The following is a 19894-nucleotide window of genomic DNA, read 5'->3' as shown; positions in this document are numbered from 1 at the left end:
TATATTTTTGATTTAATTGAGGAAACGAGAAACACGTCTGTAACGCCTAATAATCAACAATACAATTCCACCTGTCACAAGTATAGAACCTAAAAACATCAGCGTAACTATATTTGACGATTTGCCAGGCAGTCCGAACCCAGTCGTTGCTAGAACTCCGCTGTCAATCTGTACTTTGGTCATCGCTTGGGCTGCCGCGTTATCTTTTCCTTCCGCTGTAAAAGCGAAAACAAATGCCGACTCTAGCCCTTGGAAGTCATTTCCAAGATGTTCCGGAAAACGAATAGTGATATTTAAATTTTCTTCGGTGCCACTTGTGAGTTTTCTTTCCGGCAAAGATTTTAGTGCGGCCAATTTCCCTGTATACAATTCTATATCGCCTACTTTAATTTCCAACAACAGCTCATTGAAAAGCTTCACTTCTCCACTGTTTTGCAACTGCATATGGTAGACAAAATCTTTACTTCCCGAATTCTGAACTGTAATGGTCCTTGGCGCCCAATCACCCGGCTTCATATTAGTAATATCAAATAAAGTATCTTTTGGTGAAAGACTGATCTCTAAATCAGTCTCAGCTGCGTCGTTTTCAACATCTGCAAATACACTCGTCACGGGAAGGAAACAGATTCCACTAATAATTAATAGAAGGAAAGGAAGTAATCTGAAAGGTTTGATACGGTAACGCCTCCTTACTTATTCTGTCAATCAATTCAGGAAGTACTTTTCTCGCCATCTTCCTCTACTAAATCTACTTGTTTTTTCGGACGCAATTCGATTTCAGATAGCACTTTCCAAATCGTAATTGCGGAGTATATCAGCAACAGGAATCCAGGTATTAACAGTAAAAATGCACCATTCTTCGACTGAGAGAAGTTAATGAAGTATCCTACATAAGGCAATGTAAAACCTGTATACTCCGCCACCACATTGTCAGACAGAACTGGATTCACATCCTCTGCATTGTTGTTATCTCCCTTTGTCCGGTAAAGTACGGAGTCTCCACTCTTGACTACTTCCGTAATTCGGTGTGTAATCAAAATCTCTTCTTCTTGGAATGTGATAACATCGCCTTTTTTTAAACCCGTTTTATCTTCGGCTAATTTTACGGCAATGATCGAGCCGGTTTTCATTCCCGGCTCCATGGATCCCGACAGAACTGTTTTTAATTGGTAACCAAAAAGCTGTGGTTCTCCGCCGGAGGCTTTCGATATAACTACTATGGAAGCTACACTAATCAACAGGACCATCAATATGCCGGAGACAAAGCTATTTACCCACTTCATCATCTTTTTCGTTTTCGTTGTTTTTTTCTTTCTCATTTATATCACCTTCCGCACTCTTTTTTTGTTCTTTTATGGCTTCGTTCATCTCTTCGTCTTTCTTTTTATCAGAACTATTTTCTGAAGCTTTATCATTTGCAGAATCTTCGTCAGTTAGAATCTTTTCTTTTGATGTGTTTACAGGTTCATTCTTACCATCCGGTTGTTTTTGATTTTCACTTTCAGGCTCTTCCTGCTCATTCTCTGTGCTGGCATTCAATTCTTCTTGAGTCCCCTCAATATTACCAATTTCCCCATCTGAACCATCTATCTCATTTTCCTGACTAGCTTCTTCTATGTCGTTATCCTCTTCAGACTTATCATCATTATTCTTACAGTTTACTTTGGCTTCCTCACTTGAAACTGTATCCTCTTCTTTATTTTCTTCTCCCTCGCAGAAGACCTCGCCTGCAGCATCCTTTTCATCTATTTCCTTAGATGCATCTTCCTTGTCCCCACAGTCCATTTCAATTTCCTCGCTTGAGACTAGATCCTCTTCGTTTTCTTCGCCCTCGCAGATGCCCCCGCCCGCCGCATCATCTTTGTCTCCACAATCCATTTCAGCTTCCTCGCTTGAGACTAGATCCTCTTCGTTTTCTTCTGGGGGAGTATCTTCCTTGTCAATGCGGTCAACATTGGTTTCTCCACTCGTTACTTCATCCTTTTCGATTTTGCCCTCTGGGTTATTGTCTTCGTCTTCGTGGTTGAACTCAGTTTCCTCACTCGATACCTCATCATTTTCGTATTCCTCTTCGCATTGATTAATGAGTGCAATCGGCACTTCCCATATACCGGCAGTGATTGTCTGGGAAACTTCCGACTGGCTGCTGAAATTTGCAGACGTATCAGACGACATATAACCGACGCCAAAGATAGCTAAATAACAAATGAGTGCTATTTTTAAAATTAGGAAAAGATCGCGTTTCTTTTTCTTATATCTACGTCTACGCTTGCTTTTCAATCTGATCCCGCCTTTCCATTTTTGGCCGATGAAATTTTTAATTATATTCCTCAAAACATAAAATGAGTTATATGTTGAGAAATATATTTAAGAACGAGCACTGATGGCTTGTTGAAATAAAATAAGGGAGGAGAAGAGCTCTCCTCCCGGGTTATATGTTATCTCAATGAGCCAGCTGTTTGCTTTGCATCAAAAGTCCATTCAAGCTTCAAGGAATCCCCTTGGAAAACATTCTGATCTGCGCCATTATCCACGAATTCAAACATAACTGTAAGGTTATCCGTTGTACCGGCTTTTAGTCCGCCATTTTCTCCACCAAGGAGCCATCCTAACAGATCCCTATCCGTAACGTCTGCTTGACTCAGATTCTTTAAAGTAGTTTCATGAACAACTTCAGTCCTTTTGTCATTGTTGATAACGAACTGAACCTTAATATGCTCACCAAAATCTGCGCCAGCATTATTCAAATTTGTATCAGTGACAGAATAATTGGATGTCAATAATACTTTCGATACATCCAAGCTACCAGTGTTATTGAGTTTAAAACTACGTGTCATGATATCACCTGGTTTTAGATTGCTAACATCAATAATTGCATTTGCTGCATCATTACCCGCAACATTAATATCCAAAGTACCCGCTGTAAAACTGCTGTTATTTACTTCAACATCATTGAAATAAGCATAAGTTCCTCCGCCAATCATACTTACAGCCAATGCTCCAGTTGCGATACTCATAGCTAGTTTCTTTTTAATACTCATTTTTAATTTCCTCCAATTTAGTTTATATTTTTTTACTACTTGTCTTCCCGGGTCTTGTAAAACTGTTTTTCTTCTTCGACGTTGGCTAAAAGTTTTCTTTTACTTTTGATCAGTTTGACCTGATTCCATTAACCATTTTCATAGCCGGCTACTTTTAATGTTTCACTTTTTGTCTGGCATAGTTTCTTAATTAGTAGCGATAAAAAAGTAAAATGCCAATTCTAATCCACGGATATGCATGTATAGACTTATGTTCCTCCTTTTATGCCAGCCATCTCCTTCCTTAGACTTTATTTCGTTCACTATGAAAATGGAACTACGTTCAGTATACCCAGTCAAAAACAATTCCCCATCCCTCAAATGAGTGATTTTTCTGATATCTAATGTCTACTGCTAGTTTCTACTTTAGTTTAAGTCTGGTGTACTTTTGTACCAGATAATGAAAGGTAAATGATTCCAATACAACTCCATATTGTGTTAGAGCCCGGGCCCATTAATTTACAACATATCTCACCAAGCCCGTTGCATTGGCGTAGAGTGCGGCGTGTGTTCTATCGGCTAGTCCTAGCTTCGCTAATACTTGACTCACATGTTTTTTCACAGTGTACTCCGTGATATACAGGAACTGCGAAATTTCTTTATTTGAAAACCCTCTTCCCAGTGCCATTAAGACTTCCTTTTCCTTTGGTGTTAATTTTTCCACATGTCCATTTTCTTCAACGAGTCCACGTGGTTTCATGACAAATTCTAGTACTCCTTGATCGTAATATTTTCTCCCCTTGCTAATAATGAGCAATGCTTGTAACAATTCTTCGGGTAGTGCTTCTTTTAATACATAGCCAGCAACGCCTAACTCTTTGGCCTGCTTAAAATCATTTTCTTCCGTTGATGACGTCAGCACAACGAATTTGCAAGCTGCTCCTTGTCGAATGGCTTCTGTTATTAGATCCAAACCGGATTCATTTCCCAATCGAAGATCAACAAGCGCTAACTCCGGTTTAAGTTCACTGAAAAGCTCCAATGCCTCTCTACTATTTGCCGCTTCACCAAGTACCTCCATTGATCCGTCTAGGGTAAGTATAGATTTTAGGCCTTTTCTAACCAATGGATGATCATCAACAATAACAACTTTCATTATCCAGCCACCTCTTGTTTCTTCATTATTTTTGTACTTGGGATTTCAATGATTATTGTTGTACCTGAACCAAGCATCCCTTCTATTGAAAATGTCCCGTTAAAAGAACTGACGCTATTTTGCATATTGATGAGCCCAATTCCTTGTTCTTTCTTATCAACGTATGAACTTATCCCTATGCCGTCATCTTGAATAAAGACTACTGTTTTCTCATCTAGCAAGGATAATTTCAGGTCAACAATTGTGCACTTTCCATGTCGAACCGCATTGCCACACGCTTCACATATAATTCGATAAAGCGCTTCCTTTTGTTCGTTTGAAATGAAAAATTCATCGCCCGTAATTCGGTAATCAATTCTAATGTCATTTAATCGTGCATATTCATCTAAATATTTTTTCAAACGCAAGAGAAATGGTTGTTCACCTTTCTTCACCGAGCTTAACCGGTAAATAGCCCCCCGCAGCTCTTTAATTGTCGTATTAGCAGACTGTGATAAGAACTGGTACTCCTTGTTCAATTCTTCCCTCGTCATGCTGTTACTTTTAGCTTGTAAACTGTGCAATGAATAGACGATTCCAAACAATCTCTGTGAAACACTATCATGGATTTCATTGGCGATACGATTCTGTTCTTCACTGATGATCATCTGATCCATATAGATTCTCTCTAGCATGATTTGCTCTAAGGTTTCCTGATACTTTTGATTTGTTTCAGTCAGTTTTTCATTGGCCTGTATGAGTTCGTCTTGTTGCCTATTTAGTAAGGCTGCTTTTGAATTTAACTCCGTCGTTAGCCGTGAGAATAATCTCGCAAGCAATGTTGTTAATAAACATACAAGATAAAAATAGGATTTCCCTTCAAAAATCATTACGATATTGTTTATGTCTATAAGACGGTAAGCGATGAATGTGGCACTTCCAAGGTAAAATATGAGTGCTCCCCAGCAAAATAATGGCGTCAGAAAACAGGCTGCTACGAGTACAGGATTGAGTGCGTACCAGATGAACGGACTTGAAATACCACCTGTCGGAATAAGTAACAATGTCAATCCAATTGTTTCCGTTAAGACAATTGCTTGTAAAATTTTAGTGTTTTTTATATATCTTTTTTGTAAATCAATGATGATCCAGGCCGCAATCCCCAGAGTCACAACTAACCCTAGTTTAAATACAAATGACGATGCAGACCCTAGGAAAAAAAAGAGCGATGTTAATAGAAGAGAAGTGACCCGATACAAAATTCCCAAATCCATGATACTGGAAGGATTCTTTCTTATTAAGCTAGCTTGCCGCATATACTTCATCACTCGTTAACTGGTGATTTTCTAACTTAGATGCTTGTCCAGTATTATTTTTGACAGCAAACATACTTTCTCCCCCATAATCTATCGCAATGAGAGCACTTTTTTCTGGAACAATAGATAAAGCCATCCCATTCCTTATTTCAGTAGTTGCGAGACTATTAATACGAAATATTAAAGCTTCCATTGCCATCAAAAGCACTGTTAACAGAAAAAAACTTTTCAATACGTCCCCCCATTTCATAATAAAAACCCAACTAAATTAGACAAGTTGTCCAAATTTAATCAGGTCGGTTGCACCAACAACTCCATACGCCCCAGGTGCCCATTTACGGTACGTACTTCACAGTTCCCTATATTGTAGTCCAGTATAACCAAATCTCTGTAAATATTACGTTACTTCATGCGGTTATCTGGATTCTATTTTTGTAGTATACATGTGTTTTTTGTCGATATAGGTCAACTTGTTTAGTAAATCTCCATTTAGCGCTTCCTTTTCAACAATAATAACCCGCAAGATTACTTCCTATTGCGAAGGTAAGGCTTATTTTAATGGGACGGTTGTATCCTAGTCCCTAGTCACTCACCCAAGGGGTCAATCAAATATTGCTGAACTTAATATAAATCCCACTGATCATATGATTCTGGATTATCTTATTTTGAATCTAACAATCCCATATATTTAGACGATATATGGGGTAGATAGTGTATACTTAGGCAAATAGGGTTTCTGTGGAAATTTAACTTGATTCAAGTTAAGCCTCTGGCGGATGTTAGGGATTACGCCGAGGCGCAATTGATTAATGGAGGTGTCACATTTGGTTAGAAACTGCTGCCGTCTTATTACATTTGCGGTTTTACTTTTTGTTGGATTATTTGTAGCGAATCCTGCCGAAGCTAGTTCCCCTATCACGGGAAAGTTTGTAAAAGTAACGTATGAAGATGTGTACATAGACGAGGACAATACGGAGAAAAGGTTGACGAGCATTACGATTGAGAACAATCAAGGACAAACAACAACACTCAATATCGACAAGTTCGCAAATTTATCGGTCGATACGATTACGACAACAATCGATGCATTTAAACTTGGCATGGAAGTTGAAGCGGATGTTAATTTACGTCGAGTAAAGGCGTTACGTGGTAAAACTGGGGCACTCCCAGGGAAAATTGAAAATCGTGATAAGGTTCTAATGGGAACAGTTCTTTTTATTAATAATCGGAATACTACTATTTCCTTTCAGCTCGACAATGGAGAAGTTAATTCGTATATAGCAAACCACAAAACGAGTTTCTTCAATGGAAAAACAATGGTTGATTCAAGCACTCTTTATGAAGGAGATCGTGTCAAGCTGACTTTTGCTGAATATAATACGAAGTTTATTGATTCCATCGAAATTATTACTGAGGGAGTCAAAGTTGAAAATATTTACAGAGGGTCACTTCAACAAATCGATTCGTCCCGCAATCAGTTGTTGCTAAATAATGAAGAGATACTCCTAAATGGGCGTTGGCGACTGACGGGCAATGGTCGAAATACAGCTTATGCATATTCATCAGACACTTCCATTTACGTTGGAAACCAAGCCATCAAACGTGATGAGCTTCGTTATTACCGGAATCACGTTGTTTATTTTGTAACAGTGAGTCAATTCGGACAAGAAGTCATCAAAAAAATCATCATTAAAAAGGGAACTGAATCCTCATATACAGAGCCTATTCAAAGATTGAATAACAATCTAAGTCAACTGACGCTCAAAACAGCAGGATCACTTTCCTATCATTCAGGCACCATTTTCATTCGCAATGGAAGATTGGTTGATTCGAAGAGCTTGCGTCTAGGTGATACCGCATTCGTGGTAGCTGAAACTAATAATGTGAATCGTTCGGCAAATATTGTTAACTTATCCAATGATGGTTTCATGAATTCCAGTTTAACTGGCCATTCCGTTTACTTTGGACAAATTGATACTACAAATGGATATCAGCTGAAACTTAAAAACACGAAATCACTAACTCAGCATACGTGGAAAAATACTACCGCTCCTACTCTTTCTTTTGCCAACGATACTGTTGTGACAGAGGATTACGGATCATCCACACGTCGCTTAAATGCGAGAGATGAATTAAGAAATAATACTGGAAGATACGGTTACTTTTATGTAAAAGACAAATCGATTGTCGGAGTTCACTTAGTTGGGTATAGTAACCAACCTGCCCCTTATGTATCAATTGGGCAATACGACAGCAGATACTCATACTCGCCAGATATCATTTCAATTCGTAATGTATCTAGGTGGGGACACAATTCATTTAATTCAACTAACACTCGGTTAAACTTGAACGTTAACCAAGCAACGTTTATTCGAAATGGTCGTATCATCTCCGTCAATGACTTAAGACAAGGAGATCAGCTTTATATTCTGCATGAATACAGTACATCTGGAAAAATCATTTTTGTAAATTAATCAACAAACAATATGGCATATAAATATTTTATATGCCATATATCCCCGATTAGAAAGGAAAAACAAATGATTAAAAAATTTAGTACTTCAATAAAAATTCTAATTGTATCTTTTACGGTATTGTTTGGTGCATTCATCATCGCACCTTCAGTAAATGCGGCACCTGCTGATTACTCAGGCGGTGTTTTTAATGAATATACATACGAAGAATACTTTTTCCTCTCTGGTACCCCAATTAAATTTAGCGGAAAAGCTACTATCACTGAAAAAGAACGAAAAGACCTCCTAACTAAAACATATCGTTTTACTTTAACAAGTAAAAACGGTGATAAACTATCACGTAGCGTAGTATACGTCGATGATTTGACCGAACGGACTGATAAAGGTCAAACAACTGCCCAATCTACTGTTAAAAGCTATTCAGAGAAAGTGACTATCGGAAAATCAACATATACACTCGATGACTACCAGTTTTCAGAAGGAACTGTTATCGATAATCGTCCTGCATCAGATTATTATTCAGGAAACATGATTGCCCGAAAGATTTATAAAACGAATACGAACGACTTGATTACAGTCCATTTAACTGGTCGTAATGTTGGTTATGAAAATTTCTGGGGGGCTACCGAAACTCAAATTATTGACCAAGAAATCATTCACCCCTTTGGACGCTCATATATTACAAGTAAGGTATCTGATAGCAAGTCCAAAGTATTACAATACGAACCACATGATCCTTCATTATCTAGCTTTACTGGAGGACATGCGGTTCTTAGCAACTCCAAAATGGTTGGTGAATACACGTATAATATTCCTTACGGGAGTGGTAAGGGGACCATTCGTTTAGCACAAGAACGGGTTCCGAAAATTGAACGATTAATTGTTCCTAAATTCCGCGATCTCTCGCAGCATTGGGCAAAGGATAGCATTGAACGCTTATATTCTTTAGGAATTTTAGATGAATCTACACAATTTTTCTCACCAAATACACCTATGCAACGCTATCAATATACTGTCGGTGTATTAAAAGCCGTCGATATTCGGGTTCTTGAGCAGCCTTCGAACAAGAGAGCACCTAGAATCCCGATATTCAAAGACTTAGACCCGAAAGAGCCTGACTATCTATTTGTCGAAAGTGCTGTTGAAAAAGGAATTATCAATGGGGTAACGAGTGAAAACTTCATGCCCGATAGTCCAATTACACGTGTACAAGCAGTAGCCATTCTTGTTCGGGCATTAGGTATGGAGGGTCGAGCGCCGAGCCCAGGCTATCGAACAAATTATGTAGATAACAGTAAAATCCCTGCTTGGGGGAAAGATAGCGTATACGTTGCAACCGAGCTCGGTCTCATTAATGGCGATGAAAAGAACTATTTCAATCCAAATAAGCCATTAACAAGAGCACAGGCTTCCGCAATCATTGTTCGCTTCCTTGATTTCTTGGAAAGCGACCTCAAACAAAACTATCGAGATGATATGTTGTTTTTAAATTAAACACACTACCATTAGTAGCACAAACCAAGTCCATGGTTTGTGCTACTATTTTTTTATCTGATTTCAGCAAATGCTTTTGTACTGAAAGCGATGCGTCAGCTACAGAAAACCCCCACTGAACTCAGATAAAGCCTCCGGCGGATGTCAGACCAAAGGAAGGTGAACTTCCTCATTAGATATGCGAGGAAAATAATTGAAAACTGAATACTTCTTAACGAACTCGCTAAAGGCTCCACACAGCTTGGTCTACCCTTTAACGAAATAATTTCATGGGAAATTTATAGCAAAATTACCCTATTACATTGGAAAATACTATATGATAGTAGGATAGGGAAAGTTTTAACTTGATTCAGCATTCATTTCAATCAGAGGGGGTTCAACCCCCCCTGCTGATTCAAGTTAAGCCTCCGGCGGATGTTAGAGATTTTGAAGGGAGTGAATTGAGCAAGCTCAATTCAAAATCCCAACGCAATTACGCCGAGGCGCAATTGATCAGTGTTCACTTAAAAGGAGGAACCCCATCCATGAAAAGAAAAAGTAAGTTTTTAGCAAGCGCCGTAGCGGCAACATTAGTCGCAACAGCTGTCGCACCAACTACATTTGCAGCTGATTTTTCAGATTTAAAAGGAAATACTCATGAAAAGGCCATTTATCAACTCGTCAATGCAAAAGTCATTAACGGCTATCCAGACGGCACGTTCAAACCGAACAAAACACTCACTCGCTCAGATGTAGTGAAATTAATCGGCAAATATTTAGTATCCGAAGGCTTCAAAGTACCGGCGGACTATAAAACAATTAGCCGTTTCACAGATGTCACGATGAAGGATTCTGGAGATGAATTACTAAAATATGCGGCAATGATTAAGGATAACGGTATTTTAGGCGGCAGTAATGGCAAACTTTTAGCCAAAGAGGAAATGACGCGCGAGGATATGGCCATCGCATTAGTACGTCTAATGAATACAATGGAAAGCGCGGACGTAATAGCGTATGTGGCTGACCAGCAACACAAGCCTGATGTGACCGACTTAAGCGCCGCAAAAGCGTCTGCTCGTACCTATATTAACGTGTTGGATTATTTCGATATCACGAACCCAACGTTAAATAAATTCAATCCAAAAAGCACAACAACAAGGGGCCAATTTGCGACGTTTTTATCGCGTACGGTCAATCTGAATCTATCTGAAGTACTCGCTAAACCAGTGGAACTCACTGAACTTAAAGCGACAGGCGCTAGTTCATTGACTGTGACATTTAACCAAGAAGTCAATCCAGCAACTGCTAAGTTTGAAGTGAAAAAAGGAAGTTCAACGATTTCAATCGCTGCTGTCGAATTTGCAACAGATAAAAAGTCTGCCGAACTTGAATTAGCTTCCAAGTTAACTGAAGGAAGCTACACCGTTTCCGTAACTGGTGTTGCAGAAACAGCGTTCACAAAAACAACAGCTGTAGCAAACGAGAAAGTAACTGCCATCAATTATTTGAATAACTATGCCATTCTGAATCCAGTCGGCAACAAAGTGAAGATTGCCTATCAAGTAGTCAACCAATACGGCGAAGACATGACATCATCAGTTCCAAATGTAACTGCCACTTCCAATGTGTCAGGCACTGGCAGTGAAACGATTGTGAAGCCATCTGAAGGCATAGTAGAAATTACGAAAGCAACTGCCTCTGCTAATTTTAAGGTGGGTGATAAAATCTCCCTGTCCGTAGCTGATAAAGCAACATCTATTTCAAAAGCAAGTATCGTAACTGTGGCTAGTAAATCGCTAGTTTCCGAAGTGAAAATGACGGGTCTTTACAATGATGTTAATTCAGAGGCAGCATTCAATGTAGATGCTTCTTATGAAGACTTCCACTTAGTGCTTAGCGCGAAAGACCAATATGGTTTGGAAGTACCTGCACAAGATATCGCCAAGGACGTAATTATTGTCGTATCAGATCCATCCGTCATTGATGTGAACAACAGCGTGAGCTCACCAGTCTTTAAACAAATGACGATTAATGGCCAAAAACAAACGGTACTTGAGCTAAAACAACCGAGAAATAAAAAAGTAGGTAAAGCAACAGTTACTATTACCTCGAAATCGACAGGTAAAAGCGACAGATATGAATTAACGGTTACTGAAGGCGTAAAAGCAGATACAATGTCATTAGCGGCTCCACAATTAGTCGTTGCTGCTGAAAAGACCGAAGTTCCTTTCGTCGTGCACGGTATTGATGGTAAAGAAATTACGAACGCAGTAACGCTAAATGGTGCCAATGGTGTAAAAATAACGACCAATGATACGAATGCAAAAGCAGTAATTGAAAACGATTCACTGACAGGCAAAGCGAAGCTAGTCCTAACCGATTCTTCGAGCGCAACAACAGATCGCCAAGTGCTCATCACAGCGACAACTGCGAATAATAGAGTCGCAACACTGTTAGTAACAGTAAAAGCCAAAGCGGAAGCAACAACGATTACTTCTACGACAGACATTGAAACAAACTTACTAGTCGGAGGAGCCTTCACATTAGGAAAAGGTACAATTGGCATAAGCGATCAGTATGGACGTGAATCTGTTCTAACAGAGGCGAATTTGGCAACTGCCGCAACAACCCAAAATGCCGGTAAATATTTTGTCCAAGTAGAAACATTGGACGATAAAGTAGCCCTTTCTTCTAACAAAATCGTTACCGCAACAAACCCAGTCACAGTAACAGGCAAGAAAAAAGGGTCAAACGCTGTAAGGCTGACATTGCAACAAATTGATACAAAAGGTATCGCAAGAACAATCAATTCAAGCGCATTCGAGATCAACGTAAAAGTAACGGATAAAACAAACATCGTTTACTATGAATTAAAAACGATTGATGTCATTTATGATAATCCTACAACTTCAGCGCTAAACAATTATACGAGAGAGCTAATCGTCTATGGTATTACAACAGACGGCAACAGAATCATTGTACCGGCATCTGAATATACCGTCATTACAGGCCACGATGATCTAGTCTATAACGCATCGTCAGGCATAATTTATGTCCGTGGGAATAAAGACATCGTCGACAAGGACGACCAAAGTATTCCTGTAAAAGTCATCGTCAATGCCGACCAACAACCATTTACACTCGAACAAACAGTCATCATTACAAAAGCAGCACCGTTCGCCAATGCAATTGAATTACAATCAAATAACAGTCTAAGCGTTCGGGATCAAGCACTACATGTTCCAGGAACAGCAGCAAATGTGAGCATCTCCTCCGCCGATTTAAGAGGAGCATTGAAAATCACAGATCAATACGGAGAAGACATTTCAAAAACAGCATCCAATCGGATTAAACTAACTGCAACCAATCTCGTCAACTCCAACAATGACACCGTAGTCCCAGCCGTATTAGGCAACGGTTCAAACATCTTAACATTCACCGGCGTCCAACGCGGCGACTCATTCTACCTAACCTACATCGTCGACAGTCAAACACTGACGACCCAAGTTATCGTAGGTAACTAATAACAGCCAATACCCATACACAAAGAAACACTTTGCGGAGAGAAATCTCTGTAGGGTGTTTCTTGCGTTCTGTGGCGATTATGTTGCTTTGGCGCGGGAACGTTGCTTTCTTCGGCGATTATGTGTATTTGGCAAGTATAAAACGTACTGTTTGGCAGTTAAAAATGTACATCACTTGCCAACCAGGGTGTCATTGATTCATTAGTGACTCTTTATGACGAAAACTATCACGATTGAATACAATTAAATGTGAGTAATGAATAAGACGATCGATAAATGCTTCCGTTAATATTGGATCGCCAAAAACATGATTCCATTGACCGAACTGTAAGTTCGTTGTTACGATGACACTTCGTTTTTCATAACAGAGATTGATTACTTGAAACAGGAGCTCTGCTCCTTGCTTGTGTAGTGGTACATAGCCCAATTCATCAAGGATTAATAAATCTAGGCTCTCAATTTGTTTATAAAATTTCCCGAGTGTTCCTTTCTCGTTGGCTTCCAAAAGACTGTTCACAAGCTGTGCCACCGTATAAAATCTCACCCGTTTCCAATTCTCCTGTACAGAATTCCATCCCGCTATGGAGGCCATAAGTGTCTTACCGACACCAACACCTCCATAAAGAATCAGATTCTCTTTTCTCTCTATAAATACACCGCTCAAGATGTCTTCCTTTGTTATATCACCATTCATATGAATACCTTGCCAGTCTAGCTGCCTGCCAGATATATCTGGCAGACAGGATTGACTAATGAGCAGGTTTAACTTTCTTTCCTCTCTTTGCTGTATTTCCTTTTCAAAGAGGGTTAGTAAAAACTCTTCATGCGTCCCGGTTATCACTTCGTGATAATGTTCTCGTATCCAACTCAACTTTAACCGTTTTGCATGTTCCTCAATCGTGTCTCTCATTGCGGATTACCTCCATTTACAACCATTAACCGATCGTAATGAGAAAGACCTCTGGTTGAATTTATGGTGGTTGGAACGGAAGATGGGAGGGATAGCGTTTCTCGGATACCTCTCCCGTTCACGAGTTGATAATAAACATGTTTGATAGAATCAGTAGTTGGGTGTCCGTGTTCAGATGCCATTCGCAAGGCCTTCACAGATATATCAAAATCCTGCTCCTTCAAAATGACGGATAAGAGTTGAAGGGCATTCCGTTTTTCTTCGGTTGTACAATTTGCAAAAAAGGCTTTCCAGTCTTCCGGCAACTGATGATAAAATGAACTGTACTTTAAAGCAGTTGGCCTCTTGGCCATCAACGTCAGATAAGGCTGCCAATCCATAGATTTCTTTGTTTCTCCATATAGTCGAGGGTGGCTTACAATCACTTTATTCTCCTCATTTAGAAGCGCAACAGTATCAAAAGAAACTTTTGCTAGCACCGCTTGTCCTGAAAAACGTGGAGAAGTGGAATATTGTTTGGTGTCGATGCGGACAATTCCATATTTATCTGCTTTGACCTGTACGAACCGCACACATTCATATGCCTTTCCTGGAAGTTGAAGGAACCGCTCCTTATCTTCCAAATACAGTTCGGCAATCATAGTATCTTTTTCATAATGGCGACGATTCCGATCTTCTAGGCTCCAATTCAATGTCTGCTCATTCAAGATCGAAAGATCCTCATAATATATTTCTGGTAACAGATAATTATTTCGAATGTATTTGACCATAGATTCCACATGACCTTTCTCATTTCCGCTCCCCGGATTACAGAATTCATATTGGAATCCGTAATGGGCTACGAAACGAGTGAATTCATCGGTTAATTTCCGTTCGCCGTTTGGCAGTACCTTTTTCACCGCAGGTGATAGGTTATCGAAACGTATGGTATGCGGTACGCTTTCCAAAAAGGTGAACATGTTTGTCAGTCCTTGCAGGAAACACTCCCGATTCTGGGAAGCGAAGACTTGGAACAGGAATGAATTACTATTAGGAAAAGAGAGGACCAGAAAATGTCGAATGACCTCTTTTCCCCTGTACTTGAATGGAGCTTCTCCAAAGTCTACTTGTGCAGTTCCAGCTATTGCTTCCAGTGGTAAAGCAGCGTCATTGTTCTCTTCCAATAAGCCGACTTTCCTTTTTGCCACATAGTCACGGACCGAACGGTCAGAACCTTGAAATTCATGCTCCTTAACGAGAAGGTCATAGATCCGCTGCGCTGTTCTCCTAAACTTCTTTTTCTTCCCTATGTCTTCAAGAAGCCATTGATCAATTATCGGTTTGACTGGATCCATCACCTTGGCTCTTCTTTTCTGTACAGACTTCACCTCTGGACTGAAATCCTCCATCTCCGAATATTTCTTAACTGTCCTGCGATCCAACTCCATCTGTTTTGCCACCGATGAATAGGACCTTCCTTTGGTGTTTGTCTCTAATCTGATATAATTAATTTCAGCCATTGCTAACATCTCCTATATACCTCCTATGAACGTTATGCCCAAGAGGAGTGTATGTATTTTAATAGATGTTGGCAAGTGGCCCTTTTTATTATGAGCATAAATTAGCTGCCGTTTAGTACATTTCAATCATGCCATAAACAGCGATTATGTTGCTTTGGCGCGGGAACGTTTCTTTCTTCCGGTGAAACGTTGTTTTCTTTGCGGGAAACGTTGTCTACTTCGCGTGAAACGTTGCTTTCTTCGACGATTACGTTGCTTTGGCGCGGGAACGTTCCTTTCTTTCGGTGAAACGTTGTTTTCTTTACGGGAAACGTTGTCTACTTCGCGCGAAATGTTGCTTTCTTCGGCGATTACGTTGCTTTGCCGCGGGAACGTTGCTTTCTTCCGGTGAAACGTTGTTTTCTTTGCGGGAAATTTTGTTTTCTTCGGCGATTATGTTTCTTCCGGTGAAACGTTGTTTTCTTTGCGAGAAATTTTGTTTTCTTCGGCGATTATGTTGCTTTGGCGCGAAACGTTGTTTTCTTCACGCGGAACAGCCAATACACAAAGAAACACCCCGTAAATGTTAGTTGGTGTCTAACATTTACGGGGCATTTCACTCACCACAGGGGGTTCTTTCGTTCTTCAACTAGATCCAAATCTCAATTCTTGCAAAACGAATTGTCTGAATTGTATTAGAACCTGGTACCCGATCCTACAATTATGAAAACTAATAGAGTATCCATCCCGTTCAAAGATGGATACTCTATTAGTTACTTTTCTTTACGAACACCTTTAAACTTTCCATCGGTCGTTTTTTGATCCATAAATCTGCCTGTCGAAGTGTCGCGCTTAATGTAGTTACCATTCGGACCTTCGAATTGGCTACGACCTTTTACAGCACCATCTCGATGACCACCAGCATTTCCAGCTATATTCATCCCTCCTTTCAATATGAGATAATTATTATACGGCATGGGTAGGTAAATAGTTTCAAAAAATCGGAATAGTCATTCAGTTTCACTAATGCGCGGCACACAGTCACCTATACGATATGAATACGTTAGAATTTATAAGTATGTTATCAGCAAATGATGAAAATCACATTGAATTTTAACATTCTCATTCATTTAGGAGATGGTGACATTTACATAACCGTTAAAAAAATGTAGGTGATATCCTCTCCCTTTCTGTCGATAATTAACGTAGGGGGTGAATAAAAATGCTGAAAAGCGATATTAAACTTGCACTACCGAAGGCGTTAAAAGAGGAAATGGACTTGCATGAATTGTTGGTACAACCTGATGCTGGTGATATAGGGATGTTAATCATGATTCATGATTTGTCGGTGGATGCGACTGGTTATGTGGTGCGGGTGTATCTGTTGGGTAAGGTGGATGGAGAGTTTATGGTTCATGATGAATTGGAGGCGTTCGCATTTCCTGATCATGAAGCTGCGGTTTCATTTGCCAATCGATTATCGAGTATGACTGCGCTGGAGTTGCTGATGATTATGAAGGGACATGGGAACGAAGGCTTTACGATCATGCTGCAGTGAGTGTTGGATGCTAGAAGTGGATAGCTCACAAATCCCCGAATCTGGACTTTTTATAAGGTCTGGATTCGGGTTATTGATGTGATAGTTTTTCAAAAAAGCACCTGGTTCAGAATCAGTTCCCCCGCTTGATAGTCATCTAAATCCTTGCTTCCACAGAAGGATTTTTTCTTTTTTAAAAATATATTTTCAAAGGTGTATCCGTTTTCCTCATTTCTCTCTATATAAAGAATAAAGGGGAATGACCACCATGACAACTTACTTAAAAGATTACTCACATTTCACAAACACACAAGATATGGACGAAGCAGCTCGCCGTCATGTACTCGCAAACTGGAATGAAATGAACGATACGGACCGCGCTGTGCTGGATATGATTCGTCGCTACTCCGTGAAATACGGAGCTGCTCACTTAAAGCACGACACAATGGCGGATGCAATTAGCAAGTCTAACGTCACAGTGCGCCGTGCGATTCGTAAGTTGGAGCAACTAAAAATCATCGATCGCATTCACTACATTCGCCCTGTTATGAACGGGTTGGGCGCTAACATTTACACCATTTTACCCTTCGATGACCAGTCGACTTTGACCACTCCGCCAACAGTGGACAACCCTTGTGACAGTAAGGCTGAAGACAGCGTTTCCGAACCTGAAGCCTTTTCTTCTAAATCTAAAAACATAAAGGGCAATACTCTTACAGATACGTATCCTGCGGAGCCGATTCCTTCACCTACAACGTTGTTTGGGAGAATGAAAGAACTGTTGTCAACGACGATTGGTGACAGTTCTTTAGCCCGTCAATTGTTTGGCATTTATCGTGCACTGTCATTACGCATGTTGAAATTTAGCATTCATGCACACCAAGGAGAATTATTTGAACAGTTAGCGATGCAAGCACTCCATATTACTGTTCAAGCGACAAAGCGTAAAACTGTACGAAATATCGCTGGTTATTTTGATGGCGTATACCGGAATTTGATTGATAAGGCGTTATTTGCTGATATTTTTATGGAATATGATGTGTCGTTGGATGAGCTTTTATTTTAATAAATGTCAAAATAAGAATGTGGATTCCGTACGTTGAATAAAAAGAATAGAGCAGGTGTTTCGAATCGATTAATCAAGTCAATGGACAATGGCGTGCTTCTGGATATGATCTATATGAATAAAAAACGGGGTAATCAGCAAAAGACAGGTGCAAGTAATCCAAGTTGGTGAAGTTTCTTTTTAGGCTTATTGCTATCTACGGCAGCCCAAGCATACTTTTTTAATTGAAAACGTATTAGCACTTACTCCTATCCCTAGTAATGAAAGTGATGCAATTTAAATGTTCGATTACAGCAAATTCCCAAACTCATCATATCGCTTGCATCGATATGATGAGTTTTTTCGCTAGTTGTATAGCTACTTTGTATGACCTGGACGTACGAACCGTTTCAATTGATTACAGTCAATAGAATGTACCACCTCTTCCATCATTCTTACCACGAAATGACAACGAATGTACCAAGCAATGACTTGGGTTTACCATTCCACAAATGGCCGGGGAGTGCTGGTAGCTATTCGACCTACAACTTTACACTGAAGGGTGGGCATGATAGCCTTTGGGGCCAAGCTAACATGTTTTGCTCGTTTTCCTGGCTTGGTGCTCATCATACCCGCAGAGGCCCAGTTTCAAGTAGTTATCCAATGCATGTCGTCCCACACCCCTGCTCTAAAAAAACTCCCCCAATAGGCACGCATTTTCGTCGATTGATGCACGTAATCGCATAGGATGGTAGATTTCTTGGCGCCCAGTGGTAAAAGAATACCCTAGACGCAAGTCAGTTCACAAGCGATACTAGGGCATTTTGATTACTAGTGTAGATGCTTTTTCAGAATTTCAATTACTCTCCCCTGCTGCTCCACCGTCATATTCGACCCCGATGGTAAACAAATCCCCTCCGCAAACAACCGTTCACTCACAACATCATCCTCCGTGTGCGGATAGAACTTACACCCTTCAAACAACGGCTGTAAATGCAATGGCTTCCACACGGGACGCGCTTCAATATTCTCCGCCGCTAGTACATCCATCAACTCATAAGGTGTCACTCGTATCTTCTTCGGATCCAACGTCAATGCCGTCAGCCAGCGATTCGAATAGGTCCCTTCCAGCTCTGGCATGAATTCCACACCGTCAATAGCTCCGAGCGCGGCTACGTAGCGTTCAAATACTGCACGCCTTGCCTCCACCCGCTCATCCAACACTTCCAACTGCGCACGACCTACTCCAGCTAGAATATTGCTCATGCGGTAGTTATAGCCGACTGTGCTGTGTTGGTAATGCGGTGCTGCATCACGGGCTTGCGTCGCTAGAAAGCGTGACTGTGCCAATGCGTCAACATCGTCTGAAACGAGCATACCGCCACCAGACGTCGTAATGATCTTATTACCGTTGAATGAATAAATGCCAAACTGGCCAAAGGAACCACTTTTCTTCCCTTTGTAGAAAGAGCCGAGCGATTCTGCGGCATCTTCAATTACTGGAACTTCATATTGCTCACAAATCGCCATCAGTTCATCCATCTTGGCACTTTGACCGTACAAGTTAACGACAATCACTGCTTTCGGTAAATTTCCTGCGGCTTGTGATTCTTCAAAGGCCCGTTCCAAAGCAACAGGAGACATATTCCAAGTCTCTTCTTCTGAATCAATGAAAACCGGCTCAGCTCCTGTGTAAAGAATAGGATTCGCACTCGCTACAAAAGTAAGGCTTGAGCAGAATATCGTGTCGCTGTGCTCAACACCTAGCAGTTCAAGCGCCAAATGAATAGCCGCTGTCCCTGACGATGTTGCCGCAGCTCCAGCCGTCCCCGCATAGGTAGCCAATTCCTCTTCAAATGCATTCACGTTCGGCCCAAGCGGAGCAATCCAATTTGTTTCAAATGCTTCATTTATGTATTTTTGTTCGTTCCCACTCATGTGTGGGGAGGATAAGAAAATGCGCTTGTTCATCGTATCATTCC

General features: G+C 40.4%; 16 protein-coding genes and 1 riboswitch. Of the genes, 5 read left to right on the top strand and 11 right to left on the bottom strand.

Annotation, left to right across the window (positions count from 1 at the left end; genetic code table 11):
* Positions 1 to 12: 12 nt before the first annotated feature.
* The 7 genes from MKZ10_RS05450 to MKZ10_RS05420 all read right to left on the bottom strand — a co-directional run bounded on the left by MKZ10_RS05450 (position 13) and on the right by MKZ10_RS05420 (position 5703).
* Positions 13 to 612, bottom strand: coding sequence for a TasA family protein (locus MKZ10_RS05450; RefSeq protein ID WP_342508602.1), 600 nt, complete (start codon positions 610 to 612; stop codon positions 13 to 15).
* Between the two features lie 98 nt (positions 613 to 710).
* Positions 711 to 1319, bottom strand: coding sequence for a signal peptidase I (locus tag MKZ10_RS05445; RefSeq protein WP_342508600.1), 609 nt, complete (start codon positions 1317 to 1319; stop codon positions 711 to 713).
* On the bottom strand, positions 1267 to 2280 hold the full coding sequence (locus MKZ10_RS05440) for a SipW-dependent-type signal peptide-containing protein (protein ID WP_342508598.1): 1014 nt from the start codon (positions 2278 to 2280) through the stop codon (positions 1267 to 1269). The genes MKZ10_RS05445 and MKZ10_RS05440 overlap by 53 nt, the downstream gene beginning before the upstream one ends.
* A 158-nt stretch (positions 2281 to 2438) precedes the next feature.
* Positions 2439 to 3041, bottom strand: a complete 603-nt coding sequence (locus MKZ10_RS05435; RefSeq protein ID WP_342508596.1) for a TasA family protein — start codon at positions 3039 to 3041, stop codon at positions 2439 to 2441.
* A gap of 493 nt (positions 3042 to 3534) precedes the next feature.
* Positions 3535 to 4176 carry a response regulator transcription factor gene (locus MKZ10_RS05430; RefSeq protein ID WP_342508594.1) on the bottom strand — a complete coding sequence of 214 codons (642 nt, stop codon included), beginning with the start codon at positions 4174 to 4176 and terminating at the stop codon, positions 3535 to 3537.
* Entirely contained in the window at positions 4176 to 5429 is a 1254-nt protein-coding gene (locus MKZ10_RS05425; protein WP_342508593.1) for a sensor histidine kinase, read from the bottom strand. Before MKZ10_RS05425 ends, MKZ10_RS05430 begins: the two co-directional genes overlap by 1 nt.
* 28 nt (positions 5430 to 5457) lie before the next feature.
* A complete protein-coding gene (locus MKZ10_RS05420; protein ID WP_342508591.1) occupies positions 5458 to 5703 on the bottom strand; it encodes a hypothetical protein in 246 nt (81 codons plus the stop codon).
* A gap of 54 nt (positions 5704 to 5757) precedes the next feature.
* Positions 5758 to 5840, bottom strand: a riboswitch (cyclic di-GMP riboswitch).
* Positions 5841 to 6295: 455 nt separating this feature from the next.
* Between MKZ10_RS05420 and MKZ10_RS05415 the strand changes: the two genes are divergently transcribed.
* From MKZ10_RS05415 to MKZ10_RS05405, 3 genes are all read left to right on the top strand, one after another.
* Complete coding sequence (locus MKZ10_RS05415; RefSeq protein WP_342508589.1) at positions 6296 to 7945, top strand: hypothetical protein; 1650 nt, start codon at positions 6296 to 6298, stop codon at positions 7943 to 7945.
* Between the two features lie 66 nt (positions 7946 to 8011).
* Complete coding sequence (locus tag MKZ10_RS05410; RefSeq protein ID WP_342508588.1) at positions 8012 to 9439, top strand: S-layer homology domain-containing protein; 1428 nt, start codon at positions 8012 to 8014, stop codon at positions 9437 to 9439.
* A gap of 524 nt (positions 9440 to 9963) precedes the next feature.
* Positions 9964 to 12942, top strand: coding sequence for an S-layer homology domain-containing protein (locus MKZ10_RS05405; RefSeq protein WP_342508586.1), 2979 nt, complete (start codon positions 9964 to 9966; stop codon positions 12940 to 12942).
* Positions 12943 to 13132: 190 nt separating this feature from the next.
* Here MKZ10_RS05405 and istB read toward each other — a convergent pair whose 3' ends face one another.
* The 3 genes from istB to MKZ10_RS05390 form a co-directional block, all read right to left on the bottom strand.
* Positions 13133 to 13852, bottom strand: coding sequence for an IS21-like element helper ATPase IstB (gene istB, locus MKZ10_RS05400; protein WP_342508582.1), 720 nt, complete (start codon positions 13850 to 13852; stop codon positions 13133 to 13135).
* Positions 13849 to 15360 (bottom strand): IS21 family transposase, encoded by a 1512-nt coding sequence (gene istA / locus MKZ10_RS05395; protein ID WP_342508580.1) that lies wholly within the window; start codon positions 15358 to 15360, stop codon positions 13849 to 13851. The genes istB and istA overlap by 4 nt, the downstream gene beginning before the upstream one ends.
* 743 nt (positions 15361 to 16103) lie before the next feature.
* The gene (locus tag MKZ10_RS05390) at positions 16104 to 16271 is read right to left on the bottom strand and encodes a hypothetical protein (protein ID WP_342508579.1); all 168 of its coding nucleotides are present in this window, start codon (positions 16269 to 16271) and stop codon (positions 16104 to 16106) included.
* A 281-nt stretch (positions 16272 to 16552) separates the two neighbouring features.
* Here MKZ10_RS05390 and MKZ10_RS05385 point away from each other — a divergent pair, with 281 nt between their 5' ends.
* Together MKZ10_RS05385 and MKZ10_RS05380 are read left to right on the top strand one after the other, a co-directional pair.
* On the top strand, positions 16553 to 16888 hold the full coding sequence (locus MKZ10_RS05385) for a hypothetical protein (RefSeq protein ID WP_342508577.1): 336 nt from the start codon (positions 16553 to 16555) through the stop codon (positions 16886 to 16888).
* Between the two features lie 247 nt (positions 16889 to 17135).
* A complete protein-coding gene (locus tag MKZ10_RS05380) occupies positions 17136 to 17933 on the top strand; it encodes a hypothetical protein (RefSeq protein ID WP_342508575.1) in 798 nt (265 codons plus the stop codon).
* Positions 17934 to 18743: 810 nt separating this feature from the next.
* On the opposite strand, the gene MKZ10_RS05375 is transcribed toward MKZ10_RS05380, so the two are convergent.
* Positions 18744 to 19883, bottom strand: coding sequence for an aminotransferase class I/II-fold pyridoxal phosphate-dependent enzyme (locus tag MKZ10_RS05375; RefSeq protein WP_342508573.1), 1140 nt, complete (start codon positions 19881 to 19883; stop codon positions 18744 to 18746).
* Between the last annotated feature and the right edge of the window lie 11 nt (positions 19884 to 19894).

The organism is Sporosarcina sp. FSL K6-2383 (genome assembly GCF_038618305.1).
Taxonomy (GTDB): domain Bacteria; phylum Bacillota; class Bacilli; order Bacillales_A; family Planococcaceae; genus Sporosarcina.
The sequence above is the reverse complement of the archived record's forward strand: the minus strand, read 5'-3'. Positions and strand labels throughout refer to the sequence as shown.